Consider the following 15,796-nt stretch of genomic DNA (forward strand, 5'->3'; position numbering starts at 1 on the left):
GACTACGTTTCAGTTGCCGCGATCACGGCCACTGCTGACCTCTTCAGGTACCGGTTCCTTGGCCATGCGCTTGCGGAACAACGCCGCCCGGGCCAGCAACAAGGTGGTCACCGGTACGGTGATCGACAGCAAGATCGGGATCAGCCAGGCGTGCAGCACCGGCGCATCCTTGAGCCAGGAAAAGTAGATGATCGAGGCCAGCGCCACGCACCACGCACCAATGGTCGAGGCCAGTGCCGGCGGGTGCATGCGCTGGAAATAGTCCTGCAGACGCAGCAGGCCCACGGCACCGATCAAAGCGAACAGGCTGCCGGTCAGCAGCAGCACGGCGGTGACCAGCTCCAGCCAGAACGGGAGTTGAAGGGTTTCGGTCATTCGATTACCTCACCGCGCAGCAGGAACTTGGCCAGGGCAAAAGAACCCACGAAACCGAACAGCGCAATCAGCAGCGCACCTTCGAAGTAGGTGTCGCTGGCATAGCGGATGCCCAGCACCAACATGGTCAGCATGGCCAGGATGTACAGGTAGTCCAGCGCCAGCACCCGGTCCTGGGCGGACGGGCCGCGGAACAGACGGATCAGCGCCAGGGCCATGGCCAGGGCGAAGATGAACAGGCTGGCGAGGACGGCGTTGGCAAGCAGGCCTGTCATTGGAATATCTCCATCAGCGGGCGTTCGTAAGTGTCCTTGAAGTGCTCGATGAAGGCGGCTTCATCCTCCAGGTCGAACACGTGCAGCAGCAATACGCTGCGGTCCAGCGCAAGTTCGGACCACACCGTACCCGGCACCACCGTGGTAATCATCGACAGCGCCGCCAGGCCATGCGCATCGCGCAGGGCCAGCGGAATGTGCACGAACGCCGAGCGTGGCGGCTGCTTGCCGGCACGCAGCACGCCACGGGCCACCAACAGGTTGGACAGGATCACATCGAGGCCGACCCGGCCAATCAGCCGGGCGATGACCAGTGGCCGCCGTACATGGGCATGCTGCGGGCGCAGCGGGGCCATCAGCAGTGGCGCCAGCACGGCAAGCGCGGCCGCCAGCAGCAGGTTGCCGGGGCTGACCGAGAGGTTCAGCAGCAGCCACAGGCCGAACAGGGAAACCGACAGCAGCGGGGCGGGGAACAGTCGATTCATGGCTGCACCTGTACGTCGAGCGAGGTGGGGCCAGGGACCGGCCGGGCGGCCATCACGGCTTCGATATAGGCTTCCGGCGCCTGCAGGCTGGCGGCAGTGTCCTGGGTGTAGCGCAGCAACGGTTCGGCCTTGAGGCTAAGGATGATGCACAGGCCGAGCAGGATGACGATGGGTAGGCATTCATAGCGGCGCAGCACCGGCGACGGCCGCTCCTCGGGCTTCCAGAAGCGCTGGATGCCAACGCGCCCGAAGGCTATCAGCGAGGCCATGCCGGAGAGAATCAGCAATGCCACCAGGCCCCAGCCCGCCATGCCCAGCGGTTGCTCGGGGGGTACGCCCAGCCCCTGCGGGTTGAACAGCGCGCTGATCAGGTTGAGCTTGCCGACAAACCCCGACAGCGGCGGCATGCCGATGATCAGCAGGGCGCAGGCGATGAAGCTGAGGCCGAGGAAGGCCATGGTCCACGGGATGATCTGGCCGATCACCACCTTTTGCTCATCGTCGAGGTTGATGCCCTTGGGCGGGTGCAGCGATTCCAGCGGGGGCGGCATGGCGTCTTCTTCTTCGTCCAGCGGTGCTTCGTTGGCCGAGCGTGAGCGCTCGACCAGCTCGGCGAGCAGGAACAGTGCGCACAGCGCCAGGCTCGAGTTGACCAGATAGAACAATGCCGCCCCGGTCAGCGCCGCCTGGGCAAAACCGACGGCGCCGAGCAAGGTGCCGGCCGAGACCAGGATGCTGAGCGCGGCCATGCGTTCCAGGCGTTGCGCGGCGAGAATCGACAGCGCCGCCACCGCCAGCGTCACCAGGCCGCCGTACACCAGCCATTCACCACCGAAGTGTGCCGAAGCCCCGGCCTGCCCGGAGAACAGCAGCGTCCACAGGCGCAATACCGCGTACAGCCCGACCTTGGTCATGATGGCGAACAGCGCCGCCACCGGCGCGCTGGCCGAGGCATAGGCCGGCACCAGCCAGAAGTTCAGCGGCCAGATGCCGGCCTTGACCAGGAAGGCCATGGCCAGGATCGCCGCGCCGGCGTGCAACAGGCCGCGGTCGGCTTCTGCCACCAGCGGAATCTTCAGGGCCAGGTCGGCCATGTTCAGGGTGCCGGTCACGCCATACAGCATCGCAGCACCGATCAGGAACAGCGACGAGGCGAACAGGTTGATGGCGATGTAGTGCAGGCCGGCACGTACCCGGGCACGGCCCGAGCCATGCAGCAGCAGGCCGTAAGAGGCGGCCAGCAGCACTTCGAAGAACACGAACAGGTTGAACAGGTCGGCGGTGAGGAACGCGCCGTACAGGCCCATCAGCTGAATCTGGAACAGCGCGTGGAAGCTGGCCCCGGCACTGTCCCAGCGGGCGCGGGCAAACAGCAGGGCGCTGAAACCGATGACACCGGTGAGCGTCAGCAGCAGGGCCGAAAGGTGGTCGACCACCAGCACGATGCCGAACGGCGCTGGCCAGTTGCCTGGCAGGTAGACCCCGATCGATTCCGCCTGGCCCTGGGTGCGCACCCACAGCAGCAGGCTGACCGCGACGGCCAGGCCGGCGAAGGTCGACAGCAGGTTCAGCCGGGCCTTGATTTGCCGGTGTTTCTCGCCCAGCAGCAACATTACCGCTGCCGTCACCAACGGCAGCAGGATGGGCGCGATGATCAGTTGGCTCATGCCACTCATTCGTCACGCTCCCGGCCATCCACGTGGTCGGTACCGGTCAGGCCGCGCGAGGCCAGCAACACCACCAGAAACAGCGCGGTCATGGCGAAGCTGATGACGATGGCGGTAAGCACCAGCGCCTGTGGCAGCGGGTCGGTGTAGTGCAGCAGGTCCTGCGTCACGCCGTCCTTGATGATCGGTTCCTTGCCGATGAACAGGCTGCCCATGCTGAAGATGAACAGGTTGACCCCGTACGACAGCAGGCACAGGCCCATGATCACCTGGTAGGTACGGGGGCGCAGGATCAGCCACACCCCCGAGGCCGCGAGGACGCCGATGGCGACTGCAATCACTTCTTCCATCAGGCGGCTCCTGCTTGGCTGGTTTTGGCCGGGTTGCCCGGGCGGTAGGCGCGCACCGACTGGTGCGCCAGGGCGGTGAGGATCAGCAGGGTCGAGCCGACCACCACGGTAAACACGCCGACATCGAAGAACAGCGCGCTGGCCACGTGCACATCACCCAGCACTGGCAGGTGCAAATGGGCGGTGTGGGTGGTGAGGAACGGGTAGCCCAGCAGCATCGCGCCGCCCCCGGTCAGGGTCGCGCACAGCAGGCCGGTGCCCATCCAGCGCAGCGGGCGCAGGCTCATCTGCGCCTCGACCCACTGGGTACCGGCCACCATGTACTGCAGGATGAACGCCACCGACATCACCAGGCCGGCGACAAAGCCGCCACCGGGCTGGTTGTGGCCACGCATGAACAGGTACATCGACACCAGCAGGGCGATCGGCAGCAGCAGGCGCACCAGCACCGCAGGCACCATCATGAAGCCCAGGGCGGTGTCGGTGGCATGCCGCGGGTTGATCAGGTCGGTGACTACGTCCGGTGCCAGCTGACGCTGCTGCGCCGGCAGCTGCATGCTTTCCTTCGGTGGGCGGAAGCGCCGCAGCAGGGCGAACACGGTCAGCGCCACGGCCACCAGCACGGTGATTTCACCGAGGGTATCGAAGCCACGGAAGTCGACCAGCATGACATTCACCACGTTGGTGCCACCGCCCTGGGGCAGTGCCCGGCTCAGGTAGAACGAGGAAATGTCGTTGGGCGTCGGCCGGGTCAGCATCGCGTAGGACAGCACCGCCATGCCAGCGCCTACCAGTACTGCCAGCAGCAAGTCGCGCAGGCGGCGCATGCGCGCGCGCTCCACGCTGCCCGGCAGCGGCGATACGCCTTCGATGCGTCGCGGCAGCCAGCGCAGGCCGAGCAGGATCAGCACGGTGGTGACCACTTCCACGACCAGCTGGGTCAGGGCCAGGTCGGGGGCAGAGAACCAGACGAAGGTGATGCAGGTCATCAGGCCGCAGACGCTGACCATGATCAACGCCGCCAGGCGGTGGTACTTGGCCTGGTAGGCGGCACCGATGGCGCAGGCAATGGCCACCAGCCACAGCGCGACGAATACCCCCGAGCCCGGAATTTTCGGCCGCTCGCCCCAGCTCAGGCCGCTGTAGAGCATCGGTGTGAGGCCGGCGAGGAAGGCGGCGAGCACCAGCATGAACAGCTGCGATTGCAGGCGGCGAGTGGTCAGCAGGCGCTCGATGCGCCGTGCCAGCAGCATCAGCTGCACCTGGCCATGCTCGAACAGGCGCTTGCCGTTGAAGCGCTCGATCAGCGGCGGGTAAGGGAAGCGGCCCAGGCGCAGCTGCTTGCGCAGCAACAGGTACAGCACGATGCCGCCGCTCATGGCCACCAGGCTCATGATCAGTGGCGCATTCCAGCCATGCCAGATGGCCAGGCTGTATTCCGGCAGGGTGCCACCTACCACTGGCAGCGCGGCGGCGGCCAGCAGCGGGCCCACCGACTGGGCGGGGAAGATGCCCACCACCAGGCAGGTGAGTACCAGCAGCTCGACCGGGGCGCGCATCCAGCGCGGCGGCTCGTGCGGGGTATGCGGCAGGTCCTGGGCCGTCGGGCCGAAGAACACATCGACGGTGAAGCGCAGGGCATAGGCGACGCTGAAGGTGCCGGCCAGGGTGGCGATTACCGGCAGCGTGGCCTCGACCCAGGCGGTGGAACTGATGAACACCGTTTCGGCGAAGAACATTTCCTTGGACAGGAAGCCGTTCATCAGGGGCACCCCGGCCATCGAGGCGCTGGCGACCATGGCCAGCGTCGCGGTGTACGGCACCAGGCGGATCAGGCCGCTGAGACGGCGAATGTCACGGGTGCCGCTTTCGTGGTCGATGATGCCGGCGGCCATGAACAGCGACGCCTTGAAGGTGGCATGGTTGAGAATGTGGAACACGGCCGCGACGGCGGCCAGCGGGCTGTTCAGACCCAGCAGCAGGGTAATCAGGCCCAGGTGGCTGATGGTCGAATAGGCCAGCAGGCCCTTGAGGTCGTTCTGGAACATGGCGGCGAAGGCGCCGAGCAGCAGGGTAAGGGCACCGGCACCGCCGACGATCCAGAACCACTCTTCGCTGCCCGACAGCACCGGCCACAGGCGCGCCAGCAGAAACACCCCGGCCTTGACCATGGTTGCCGAATGCAGATAAGCCGAGACCGGGGTGGGCGCTGCCATGGCGTGGGGCAGCCAGAACTGGAAAGGGAACTGTGCGCTCTTGCTCAGCGCCCCGATGAGGATCAGCGGCAGCAGCACCGGGTACAACGCATGTTGGCGAATGAGGTCGCCGGCAGCCAGGACCTTGTCCAGGTCGTAGCTGCCGACCACATGGCCGAGCAGCAGGGCCCCTACCAGCAGGCACAAACCGCCTGCGCCAGTGACCATCAGCGCCATGTAGGCACCGCGGCGGGCGTCGGCGCGGTGGTGCCAATAGCCGATCAGCAGGAACGAGAACAGGCTGGTGAGCTCCCAGAAGAACACCAGCTGGATCAGGTTGCCGGAGATCACCAGGCCGAGCATGGCGCCCATGAAAGCGAGGAAGAAGGCGAAGAAGCGCGGTACCGGGTCTTGTGGCGACATGTAGTAGCGGGCATACAGCGACACCAGCGCGCCGATGCCCAGCACCAGCAGCGAGAACAGCCAGGCGAAGCCGTCCATGCGCAGTACCAGGTTGAGCCCCAGGCTGGGCAGCCAGAGGAACTCTTCGCGAATCACCCCACCGTGGGCGACCTGAGGGTACAGCAGTGCTACCTGGACAGTGCCGACCAGGGCCACGAGCCCGGCGAGAATGGACTCGGCGTTACGTGCGTTGTGCGGCAGCACAGCTGCCAGGCAACTGCCCACGAACGGCAGAAGCAATAGCACTATCAATGACATAGCGGCCTATTCTGGAGAAGTTTGCAAGGGATCATACGTGCCGGGGAATTGATCACCAACACGCAAGCTGTCGCAGAATCCTACAAACAGGCTGTGACCAGCTGATTTTTTATAACAGATTCTTACAAAGCATAGCCGCAGGTTTAGAGAGGGGCGTGTTGCTAGCGTTCACTCTGTGCTTCCAGCGCTGCCTCGGTTGCGCCGGCACGGCGTACCTTGAGTTCGCTGACCACTACCGCAATCACGATCAGCAGGCCACCGAGCAATGCCACGCCCGGCAGGCGCTCACCGGCCAGGCGCCCGACGATGCCGGCCCACACCGGCTCGCCGGCATAGATCAGCGTGGCGCGGGTGGGCGAGACCGATTTCTGCGCCCAGTTCATGGCCACCTGGATCACCGCGCTCATGGCGCCCAGGCCCACCGCGCTGACCAGCAGCAGCCAGGAAAAGTCAGGGATACGCTCCTGGGTCGGCACGATCATCAGAAACGCCAGCAGCGAGGCGGTCGCCAGTTGCACCACGGTCACCCGGCGCACATCGACCTGGCCGGCGTAGCGGCTGATCAGGATGATTTCAGCCGCGATGGCCACGGCGCTGACCAAGGTCACCAGCTCGCCCTCGCTGAAATGCAGGCTGCCGCCTTCCGGCCCGGCCAGCAGCATCAGGCCGATGAACGCCAGGCCGATGCCGAGGCTGGGCATCAGGCCGGGCCGGCGGCCGAGTACCAGCCACTGCAGCAACGGCACGAACGGCACGTACAGTGCGGTGATGAACGCCGACTGGCTGCTGCTGATGGTTTGCAGGCCCATGGTCTGCAGGCCGTAGCCGAGCATGATCGACACCCCGATCAGCATGCCCGCCTTGAGTTCGGTGAAGGTCAGCCCCGGCAGCGCCCGCGCCGAGACCACACCGACGAACAGCGCGGCGGCGGCGAAGCGCAGGCCGACGAAGAACATCGGGCCGCTGACGGTCATGACGTTGTGCACCAGCAGGAAGGTGCCGCCCCATAGCATGGTGATGAACACCAGCACCAGTTCGGCCTTGCTCAGGCGAAAGGTGATGGCGGCGGTCGGCTTGCTGCTGGGCTGGCTCATGGTCTTGCGCACTCGAAGGGGGCGGCGCACAATCGCCGCAAAGTGGGCAGTATACTGCGCAATATCGGACGGTGAGCAATATAGTGCACAAAGATTCTTCGCATCGGGCATCGGTGCTGCAGCATGTCAGCCTCAATGTGCGCAGCCTGCGCAACGCCGCCGGCATCAGCCAGACAGCCCTGGCCGAGCGCTCCGGGGTGAGCCGGCGCATGCTGGTGGCGATCGAGGCGGGCGAAAAGAATGTCAGCCTGACCACCCTCGACCTGATTGCCGAAGCCCTGGGGGTGGCCTTCAGTACATTGATCCAGGCACCTGAGCAGCACGACCCCGGGCGCATCGAGGAACTGGCCTGGGCCGGTGAGCACCCGCAGAGTCGGGCGGTGCTGTTGGGCAGCAGTGCGGCAAGCCGTGAAGTGGAGCTGTGGGAGTGGACCCTGGCGCCCGGCGAGTGCTATGCCAGCGAGGCGGATGCCGAGGGCTGGAGCGAGCAGATCTATGTGGCCGAGGGGCAACTGACGCTGATCATCGAAGGCATTGAACACTGCCTGCGGGTGGGGCAGTTCCATGTATTTGCCAGTAATTGCCGGTATGCCTATCGCAACGATGGCGCAGTGGCGGTGCGCTTCGTGCGCAATGTCGTGATCTGAGTTTGCAGGTTTGGGAGCTGCCTTGCGTCCCGTCGCGACACAAGGCCCCAGGTAAATGTGAACTCCCAGCCAGCGCGGTACCGGTGGGAGCGGGCAGGCCCGCGAAGCAGGCGGCGCGGTGGCTGGCACCGGCTGCGCCGGTGTTCGCGGCCGCGGCCGCTCCCACAGGTTCAGCGTAAGCCCGGGAATCTTCGAGCCGATCAGCCTTTCAGCAGCTCATCGGTCTTCACCACCTTGGCATAGGCAAACGCCAGCGCCGCCATCGCCGATCCGTGCACCTGCGCCGCCGCCACCTGCTTGCCGTCGAACTCCAGCGGCAGGGTAGCGCAGGCATCGTGCGCCACCGTCACCGCATAACCCAGGTCGGCTGCGGCACGGGTGGCGGCGTCGATGCACATGTGGCTCATGCTGCCGACGATGGTCAGGGCTTCGACGCCATGCTGGTCCAGCGTGCGTTCGAGATCGGTACCGAGGAAGGCGTTGACCTTGTGCTTGAGCACCACCGGTTCGCCCGCCAGCGGCTCGACCTTGCTGTGGATCGCCGCGCCTGGCGTACCCGGCGCGAAGAACGGTGCGTCGGCACTGTCGAACTCATGCCGTACATGCACCACCAGGTCACCCTGCTGACGCGCCGCCGCCAGCAGGCGGGCGGCATTGTCAGCCGCTTGGTCGGCACCCTCGAGGGCCCATTTGCCGCCCGGGAAATAGTCGTTCTGGATGTCGATGATGATCAGTGCCTGCTTGCTCATGCTGCCTCCTGTGGCAGTAGTCGTTGGATGACGATAGTTATAGGCTGTGCGCACTGACCTGAGGATTGGCGCGAACGACACTATGCGGGCAAAAACTGACAACCCCGCCAGCCTGGACATCGGCCTGCTGCTGTACCCCGGCGCGCAGCGTGCTGCATTGCATGGGCTGGCCGACCTGTTCCTGGTGGCCAACCGGGTGGCGAACGAACTGGGCGCCGTCGAGTTGCCGCCGGTGCGTGTCAGCTTCTGGCAGATCGACGAAGCGGGGCAGTTGCAGCCTGGCCCCGAAGGGGCGCCCGCCAGCCCGGCAGAGTTGCGCGTGCTGATCATTCCCCCCAGCCTGGAATCGGCACCGCAGGCGCAACTGCTCGAGCGTCACCGCGCAGCGTTATGCCAGCTGCACGGGCGTGGCACGGTGCTGGCGTCGGTGTGTATCGGGGTGTTCTTCGTCGCCGCCAGTGGCTTGCTGGATGGCCGCCCGGCCTGTACCCACTGGAACTACGTGCATGCACTTTCCCAGCGTTTTCCGAAAGTACGCGTCGAGGCCCAGCAGCCGTTGCTGGATGACGGAGATATCGTCACGTCTGCCGGGTTGATGGCCTGGACCAGTCTGGGCCTGCGCTTGCTGGAGCGCTTCATGGGCGCGACCGTGGCGCGGGAAACGGCGCGTTACCTGGCCGTCGACCCGGTGGCGGCGCCGTTGCCCGGCGCCGTGTTCAACCCGCGTCTGGACCATGGCGACGAGGCGGTATTGAAAGTGCAGCACTGGTTGCAAGGGAGCGGTGGGCAGGATGCCGACCTGCCTGGCATGGCGGCCTATGCGGGGTTGGAGGCGCGCACCTTCCTGCGGCGTTTCCGCGCTGCCACCGGGCTGCGCCCGACCGAGTATTGTCAGCAGGTAAGGGTGGGCCGGGCGTGCCGCTTGCTGGAGTTCACCCGGCGCACGGTCGAGCAGATCGCCTGGGGCGTCGGTTACCAGGACCCGGGCGCGTTTCGCAAAGTGTTCCAGCGCATTACCGGGCTGACACCGAGTGATTATCGGCGGCGCTTCGCCGTCTCGGCTTAGACCCTTGGTTCGCAAGGCGGAAACTGCTTGACCTTGACTTTACTTGAGGTTTTACCCTGCCCGGCATCGCGCTGTATGCGCCCGTCGCCAGGAGAGCGTTCATGACCGCCACACGCCATGCCTTGTGGTTCACCCAGATGATCGAATACGAAGTGCCCGGCCTGTACCAGCAGGCGCTGGCCCAGGCGCTGGTCGCGCGTAGCGAAGAGCTGGCTGCGCGCTGCGAAGGGTTGCAGGGGGTGAGTATCCAGGCCAGCGACGACGGCAGCCGGGTGTTGCAGTATCTGCAGTGGCAGTCCCGCCAGGCGTGGGCGGCAGCGGCGGTGTATTTCGTCGAAGAGCCGTTCCTCGAACTGCTTGGCCTGCATCAGGCGCGTGGCGTCAACTTTGCCGCGTACCAGACCCTGCGCAGCCTGGTGCGCGGTACCGATGGCGAGCTGCATTGCCAGGTCGGTGACGCTCAGGCGTACCAGGGCGCGTAATGCGGGTAACGGTCCAGGCGGGCGCCGATCACCATTTCGCTGACCCAGGCGGTGAGGATCGAGCTGTAGGCCTTCTGGCTCTCTTCGCTGGACAACGCGTGGTCGGCACCGTCGACGATGCGGTGGGTGAGCGAATGGGCGCTGATGAATGCCGAGCGGTAGCTCATCAGCGTGCTGTGCGGCACGTAGTCGTCCTGCTCGGACTCCACCAGCAAGACATCGCCCGCGAACTCGGCGCAGGCCGCCAGGGCGCGGTTGTCGGCCGGGCCGAGCGGGCGCTGGCGATAGGCATTCAACCGTTGCCGGTCGAGGGTTTGCTTGGGCAGGTTCCATTCGTCGTCCCAGTACATGGCCGGTACCCGCAGGGCCAACCATTTGACGGGCCGCTCGCGGGTCAGCAGGGTGGCTAGGTAGCCGCCATAACTGCTGCCGATGATGGCGATGGCATTGCTGTCGACCGCCGGGTGGCTGACCAGACGGTCGTAGGCCACCAGCAGGTCAGTCAGGTTCTGTTCGCGGGTGACCGTCAGCCGTTGGCTTTCGGTCTTTTCGTGGCCGCGCAGGTCGAAGGTCATGCACACGCAGCCCAGCCCGGTGATGTGCCGGGCACGCGCCAGGTCGCGTTGCTGGCTGCCGCCCCAGCCGTGGACGAAGAGGATGCCCGGCATCTTGCTGCCGGGGCTGACCAGCGTACCGGCGATGCGGTCATTCTCGACCTGCAGTTCGATGGTTTCACTCTGAATGGTCATGTTCGCGAATCCGCGCGAATTTGCTGAGTTGTCCGAGTTCACTGTCGTTTCCTTGGTAGAAGAGGGTGGCGTCAGCGGGCAGCTCCGGGGTGCCGAACACTTCGTGGGTGGAGGCACGCACCCGCTGCAATGCCGGGTCGTCGGCGAATGCCTGCAAGGCCAGCAGCTCGGCACTGCTGGCACCGCCAAGACGCCAGGACTGTTCGAGTACACCGCTGCGCAGATGGCCTTGGGGGTTGATGCCGCGGGCGATGTCGTAATTGCGTCGTGAGGCGATGAACCCGGGAAAATGCTGCTCGGCGGCCTGTTCGTAGGCCATCGCCTGGTTGATCGCCAGGCGCAGCGGGTCGTCCAGCGGCAGTTGCAGCAGCGCCTGATAGTCGCCGCGCACCACCACCAGGTCGGAGCCGCCGTAGACCTCCGTGCCCTGGTGGTCGCGGGTCAGTTGCTGGGTGCCATAATAGCTGCAGGTCAGGCCGGCGACGCGCACTTGGCCGACGCTGAAGGTTTCGACCTCGCTCAGGTCTTCTTCGAGCACCAGCCCCCACAGTGCCAGGTCCGGGTCGTCCATGCCGGCCAGCAAGGGTTCGAGTGCTTCCACGGTGCTGATGACCTGTTGCCCACGGCCTGCACAGGCCAGTACCGGCTTGACCCGCAACGGGCCGTCGATCAGCAGCAGCTGGGCCGCGGTGCGCGCGTCGGCCTTGCTGAATACCGTATAGCCGCGCAGCAGGGCGTCGCTGGCCTGGCGGGCAAAGGCATCGGTCCAGCCCGGCGGGAAAGTGGCGCCCGCCGGCAGCGGGTGGGAGATGGCCTTGGTCGCCATGTAGGGGTGGGCGACCAGGCCGCCGAACAGGTCCTGCTCGCTGCGGATGCCCAAGGCGGCGTGGCGCTTGGGACCGACCAGGGTTTCGGTGGGCAGGTAGTAGTAGCCATCGCTGGCGCCTGGTGGCTGGCCGGGTTGTATGTGCGGGCAGCCCAGCAGGCGGGCCAGGCCATCGGCAAGCTTCAGATGCACGGCATGCTCGTGGTCAGGGGTGTGCGCGCGAGTATCGAGCAGCACGACGCCGTTTTTAGGGGCGCAGGCATTGGGCATGGTCATTTGCCTGTGTGCAATGAATGTACAGTGTGTGAAGCCACTCCCTCGGGGAAGTTCAGCGGCACTTGATCGGTGGTCCTGGCTCTGCTGTAGGAACTGTCCGGTTTACGCAGGACGTCGCGGGCAAAGCATGCCGTGGGTCGGTCGCTGCGATTGCAGGGCGCCGGTGGCTGTTTCATTATCGGCAACTGGATCAACCGTGATGTAGCCGCAGGAGAGCGCATGAACGTTCAGACCACCCTTGGGCAAAGCGTGCCGCAGCGCCTGGCGCAGGTGCGCCAGGCCATGGCCGCAGAGGGCATCGATGCCTTGCTGGTACCCTCGGCCGACCCCCATCTTTCGGAATACCTGCCCGGTTACTGGCAGGGGCGCCAGTGGCTGTCCGGCTTTCACGGCTCGGTCGGCACGCTGGTGGTCACGGCTGGCTTTGCCGGGTTGTGGGTCGACAGCCGCTACTGGGAACAGGCCGAGCACGAACTGGCAGGCAGTGGCATCGAGCTGATGAAGCTGCTGCCAGGCAAACCTGGCGCGCTGGAATGGCTGGGCGAGCATGTCGAGGCCAACGGCAGCGTGGCGGTGGACGGTGCGGTCATGGCCCTGGCTTCGGCGCGCCAGCTGGGCGAGCGGTTGCAGGCGCGCGGCGCGCGACTGCTGACGGACAAGGACCTGCTGAGCCAGGTCTGGCAGGGGCGCCCGGCGCTACCCAGTAACCCGGTGTACCAGCATCTGCCACCGCACGCCACGGTCAGCCGGGCGGAAAAGCTCAAGCAGGTGCGCCAGAGCGTCCAGGGCAAAGGGGCCGACTGGCACTTCATCGCCACCCTCGACGACATCGCCTGGCTGTTCAACCTGCGCGGTAGCGATGTCTCCTACAACCCGGTGTTCCTGGCCTTTGCCCTGATCAGCCAGCAGCAGGCCATTCTGTTCGTTGGTCAGGACAAGCTCGATCAACACCTGCGCCAGGTACTGGCGGTCGACGGCATCGAGGTGCGCGACTATACCGAAGCCGGCGACGCCCTTGGCGCCCTGCCGGCCAGCAGCCGCTTGCTGGTCGACCCGGCCCGGGTTACCTGTGGCCTGCTGGGCAACCTGCCGGCCGGGGTAGAACTGGTCGAGGGGCTCAACCCGAGCACCTTGAGCAAGTCGCGCAAAGGCGATGACGACCTGGTGCACATCCGCCAGGTGATGGAGCAGGACGGCGCGGCGCTGTGCGAGTTCTTCGCCTGGTTCGAGGCCAACCTTGGCCGAGAGGTGATCACCGAGCTGACGGTCGACGAACAGCTGAGTGCCGCGCGCGCCCGGCGCCCGGGCTTCGTGTCGTTGAGCTTTGCAACCATCGCCGCGTTCAATGGCAACGGGGCGATGCCGCATTACCGTGCCACCGAACAGTCGCATGCGGTCATCGAGGGCGACGGTCTGTTGTTGATCGATTCGGGTGGGCAGTACCTGGGCGGCACCACCGACATCACCCGCATGGTGCCGGTGGGCAACCCCAGCCTGCAGCAGAAGCAGGATTGCACGCGCGTGCTCAAGGGCATGATCGCCCTGTCGCGTGCGTCCTTTCCGCGTGGCGTGTTGTCGCCGTTGCTCGACGCCATCGCCCGCGCGCCGATCTGGGCCGACCAGGTGGATTACGGCCATGGTACCGGGCATGGGGTGGGCTACTTCATGAACGTCCACGAGGGGCCGCAAGTGATTGCCTACCAGGCGGCGCCTACGCCGCAGACTGCGATGCAGGCGGGCATGATCAGCTCGATCGAGCCGGGCACCTACCGCCCGGGGCAATGGGGCGTGCGCATCGAAAACCTGGTGGTCAACCGCGAGGCCGGCAGCAGTGCATTCGGCGACTTCCTGAACTTCGAGACGCTGACGCTGTGCCCGATCGACACCCGTTGCCTGCTGCCAGAGGCGCTGACCGCGCAAGAGCGGGACTGGTTGAACGGCTATCACGCCGAGGTACGCGAGCGCCTGGCGCCGTTGCTCAAGGGCGACGCGCTGACCTGGCTGGAGGCGCGGACCGCGCCGGTGTAAGGCCAATGAAAAGGGCAGCTCGCGAGCTGCCCTTTTTTCTACTTGCAGATGACGATCATGCTGCGGCTGGTGTAACCCGCCGGGTTGATGCCGAACAAGTAGTCACCGGGTTCTTCGTCGCTATCGCCCGAGCGTGCAATCACCCGGTAGCCGCGCGTGCTGCAGGAGCTTGCGGCCTTGCTGTAGCAGTTGTCCCACGAGGAAGAAAGGCCGGAACAATTGATATGCAGGCCCTTCTTGCCCTTTTTGACCTCGGTCTTGGCCGTGGCGGCACATCCAGCAATAGCCAAGATGGCCAGGATGAGCAAAATACGTTTCATTCCTGTCCTTAAATGCAGGGCCGATCAGTCGTCTGACCCTGTCGTTATCGCTTTGGTTCTTCCTGAAAATTCCCCAGCGTCCGTGTTCGGTCCAGTAGATAGCGCAAAGATGATGATTCCGTGACAGCTTAATCAGCGAGGCGGGTCGCTACAATCACTAATCCTGCCTCAAATGAAAGTATTTCTCACATCAGTCTGCGGCCACCGCCGGGCTGGGTGTATTGCGCATGGACAACGTGGTGCCGACCGACGCGGTGATGATCGCCAGGATCGCCAGCCATTGGGTGAGCGTCAGCACCTCGCCGAGGAACAGCAGGCCGGACAATGCGCCGAACGCCGGTTCGATGCTCATCAGGGTGCCGAAGGTGCGCGCCGGGATGCGTGTGAGCGCGACCATCTCCAGGCTGTAGGGCAGGGCGGTGGACAGTACCGCGACACCCAGGGCCATGGGGATCAGGGCGGGGTTGAGCAGTGCGCTGCCGGCGTGGGCGATGCCGATCGGCGCGACGAACAGCGCTGCGACCACCACGCCAAGCGCCGCGCTCTGGATGCCGTGTTCGGCCCCGGCACGTTGCCCGAACAGGATGTACAGAGCCCAGCACACCCCGGCGCCCAGGGCATAGGCGGCGCCGACCGGGTCCAGTGCCTGCCCGCCATGGCCGGCAGGCAGCAACAGCAGCAGGCCGGCGATGGCCAGGGCAATCCACAGGAAGTCGATCGGTCGGCGCGAGGAGACTATCGCCACGGCCAGCGGGCCGGTGAACTCCAGTGCCACGGCAATGCCGATAGGCACGGTTTGCAGGGCCATATAGAAGAGGAAGTTCATGCCGCCCAGGGCCATGCCATAGATGATCACGTTGCGCAGGGTGTTGGCGGTCATGCGTACACGCCAGGGGCGCAGTATCAACAGCATGATGATGCTGGCGAAGATCAGACGCAGGGTGGTCGTGCCTTGGGCGCCGACGATGGGAAACATGCTTTTGGCCAGGGAGGCACCGGACTGTATCGATGCCATGGCGATGAGCAGCAGGCCGATCGGGAAAAGGGTAGCGGCCAGGCTGCGGGGCTGGGTGTTCATTTCTGTGCGGCAATCCTTGAACGGGGTAGGGTGAGCAATATAGTGCGCAATTACGCGGGCGAGGGGCAAGGTGCTTGCCGGGGTTATTTCGCGGCCTGGTGCTGACACAGCTGGCTCCGGAGGCGGCCTTTTCGCAGGCAGGCTAAATTATTGAAACTAAAGCTTGACCGCCTCGAATATGTCCCTATAATGCGCACCACTCCAACGCGGTAGCGAAGCAAAGCCAGCTACCTGTTGAGTCAAGTGTTTGAAGCTAAACGAGTTTCTCGCAAAAAACTTCAAAACAAACGCTTGACAGCAAATGAGGAAGGCGTAGAATGCGCGCCTCGGTTGAGATGAAAAGCTCTTAACCAACCGCTCTTTAACAAATCGAATCAAGCAATTCGTGTGGGTGCTTGTGAGTACGGACTGATA

The 15,796-nt window shown here is 65.1% G+C and carries 16 protein-coding genes; 4 read left to right on the forward strand and 12 right to left on the reverse strand.

What is annotated here, in order from left to right; translation table 11 throughout:
- Positions 1–9: 9 nt before the first annotated feature.
- The 7 genes from C6A77_RS21415 to C6A77_RS21445 all read right to left on the reverse strand — a co-directional run bounded on the left by C6A77_RS21415 (position 10) and on the right by C6A77_RS21445 (position 7,161).
- On the reverse strand, positions 10–375 hold the full coding sequence (locus C6A77_RS21415; RefSeq protein WP_114171264.1) for a Na+/H+ antiporter subunit G: 366 nt from the start codon (positions 373–375) through the stop codon (positions 10–12).
- Complete coding sequence (locus C6A77_RS21420; protein WP_003259015.1) at positions 372–650, reverse strand: K+/H+ antiporter subunit F; 279 nt, start codon at positions 648–650, stop codon at positions 372–374. The genes C6A77_RS21415 and C6A77_RS21420 overlap by 4 nt, the downstream gene beginning before the upstream one ends.
- Positions 647–1,135 carry a Na+/H+ antiporter subunit E gene (locus C6A77_RS21425; RefSeq protein WP_114171265.1) on the reverse strand — a complete coding sequence of 163 codons (489 nt, stop codon included), beginning with the start codon at positions 1,133–1,135 and terminating at the stop codon, positions 647–649. Before C6A77_RS21425 ends, C6A77_RS21420 begins: the two co-directional genes overlap by 4 nt.
- Positions 1,132–2,811, reverse strand: coding sequence for a monovalent cation/H+ antiporter subunit D (locus tag C6A77_RS21430; protein WP_114171266.1), 1,680 nt, complete (start codon positions 2,809–2,811; stop codon positions 1,132–1,134). The genes C6A77_RS21425 and C6A77_RS21430 overlap by 4 nt, the downstream gene beginning before the upstream one ends.
- On the reverse strand, positions 2,808–3,152 hold the full coding sequence (locus C6A77_RS21435) for a Na+/H+ antiporter subunit C (protein ID WP_003250128.1): 345 nt from the start codon (positions 3,150–3,152) through the stop codon (positions 2,808–2,810). Before C6A77_RS21435 ends, C6A77_RS21430 begins: the two co-directional genes overlap by 4 nt.
- Positions 3,152–6,067 (reverse strand): monovalent cation/H+ antiporter subunit A, encoded by a 2,916-nt coding sequence (locus C6A77_RS21440; RefSeq protein ID WP_114171267.1) that lies wholly within the window; start codon positions 6,065–6,067, stop codon positions 3,152–3,154. The genes C6A77_RS21435 and C6A77_RS21440 overlap by 1 nt, the downstream gene beginning before the upstream one ends.
- Positions 6,068–6,228: 161 nt before the next feature.
- A complete protein-coding gene (locus C6A77_RS21445; RefSeq protein ID WP_114171268.1) occupies positions 6,229–7,161 on the reverse strand; it encodes a DMT family transporter in 933 nt (310 codons plus the stop codon).
- A gap of 83 nt (positions 7,162–7,244) precedes the next feature.
- On the opposite strand from C6A77_RS21445, the gene C6A77_RS21450 reads away from it, so the two are divergent.
- Positions 7,245–7,808, forward strand: a complete 564-nt coding sequence (locus C6A77_RS21450) for an XRE family transcriptional regulator (protein WP_114171269.1) — start codon at positions 7,245–7,247, stop codon at positions 7,806–7,808.
- Between the two features lie 200 nt (positions 7,809–8,008).
- Here C6A77_RS21450 and C6A77_RS21455 read toward each other — a convergent pair whose 3' ends face one another.
- Positions 8,009–8,557, reverse strand: coding sequence for a cysteine hydrolase family protein (locus tag C6A77_RS21455; RefSeq protein WP_114171270.1), 549 nt, complete (start codon positions 8,555–8,557; stop codon positions 8,009–8,011).
- A gap of 82 nt (positions 8,558–8,639) precedes the next feature.
- Between C6A77_RS21455 and C6A77_RS21460 the strand changes: the two genes are divergently transcribed.
- Complete coding sequence (locus C6A77_RS21460; RefSeq protein WP_114171271.1) at positions 8,640–9,623, forward strand: helix-turn-helix domain-containing protein; 984 nt, start codon at positions 8,640–8,642, stop codon at positions 9,621–9,623.
- A gap of 101 nt (positions 9,624–9,724) precedes the next feature.
- Entirely contained in the window at positions 9,725–10,105 is a 381-nt protein-coding gene (locus C6A77_RS21465; protein WP_114171272.1) for an antibiotic biosynthesis monooxygenase, read from the forward strand.
- On the opposite strand, the gene C6A77_RS21470 is transcribed toward C6A77_RS21465, so the two are convergent.
- Both C6A77_RS21470 and C6A77_RS21475 read right to left on the reverse strand, forming a co-directional pair.
- Positions 10,084–10,854 carry an alpha/beta fold hydrolase gene (locus tag C6A77_RS21470; RefSeq protein WP_114171273.1) on the reverse strand — a complete coding sequence of 257 codons (771 nt, stop codon included), beginning with the start codon at positions 10,852–10,854 and terminating at the stop codon, positions 10,084–10,086. The genes C6A77_RS21465 and C6A77_RS21470 overlap by 22 nt on opposite strands.
- Positions 10,838–11,956 (reverse strand): DUF3182 family protein, encoded by a 1,119-nt coding sequence (locus tag C6A77_RS21475; protein WP_114171274.1) that lies wholly within the window; start codon positions 11,954–11,956, stop codon positions 10,838–10,840. The genes C6A77_RS21470 and C6A77_RS21475 overlap by 17 nt, the downstream gene beginning before the upstream one ends.
- 219 nt (positions 11,957–12,175) lie before the next feature.
- Here C6A77_RS21475 and C6A77_RS21480 point away from each other — a divergent pair, with 219 nt between their 5' ends.
- Positions 12,176–13,984 carry an aminopeptidase P family protein gene (locus tag C6A77_RS21480; RefSeq protein ID WP_114171275.1) on the forward strand — a complete coding sequence of 603 codons (1,809 nt, stop codon included), beginning with the start codon at positions 12,176–12,178 and terminating at the stop codon, positions 13,982–13,984.
- Positions 13,985–14,022: 38 nt separating this feature from the next.
- On the opposite strand, the gene C6A77_RS21485 is transcribed toward C6A77_RS21480, so the two are convergent.
- Both C6A77_RS21485 and rhtA read right to left on the reverse strand, forming a co-directional pair.
- Positions 14,023–14,304: a hypothetical protein gene (locus C6A77_RS21485; RefSeq protein WP_003259745.1), complete on the reverse strand. Its 282-nt coding sequence runs from the start codon at positions 14,302–14,304 to the stop codon at positions 14,023–14,025.
- A 190-nt stretch (positions 14,305–14,494) separates the two neighbouring features.
- Positions 14,495–15,382, reverse strand: coding sequence for a threonine/homoserine exporter RhtA (gene rhtA / locus C6A77_RS21490; RefSeq protein ID WP_114171276.1), 888 nt, complete (start codon positions 15,380–15,382; stop codon positions 14,495–14,497).
- Positions 15,383–15,796: the final 414 nt, after the last annotated feature.

Origin of the sequence: Pseudomonas sp. AFG_SD02_1510_Pfu_092, from assembly GCF_003331055.1 — a bacterium.
Classification (GTDB): domain Bacteria; phylum Pseudomonadota; class Gammaproteobacteria; order Pseudomonadales; family Pseudomonadaceae; genus Aquipseudomonas.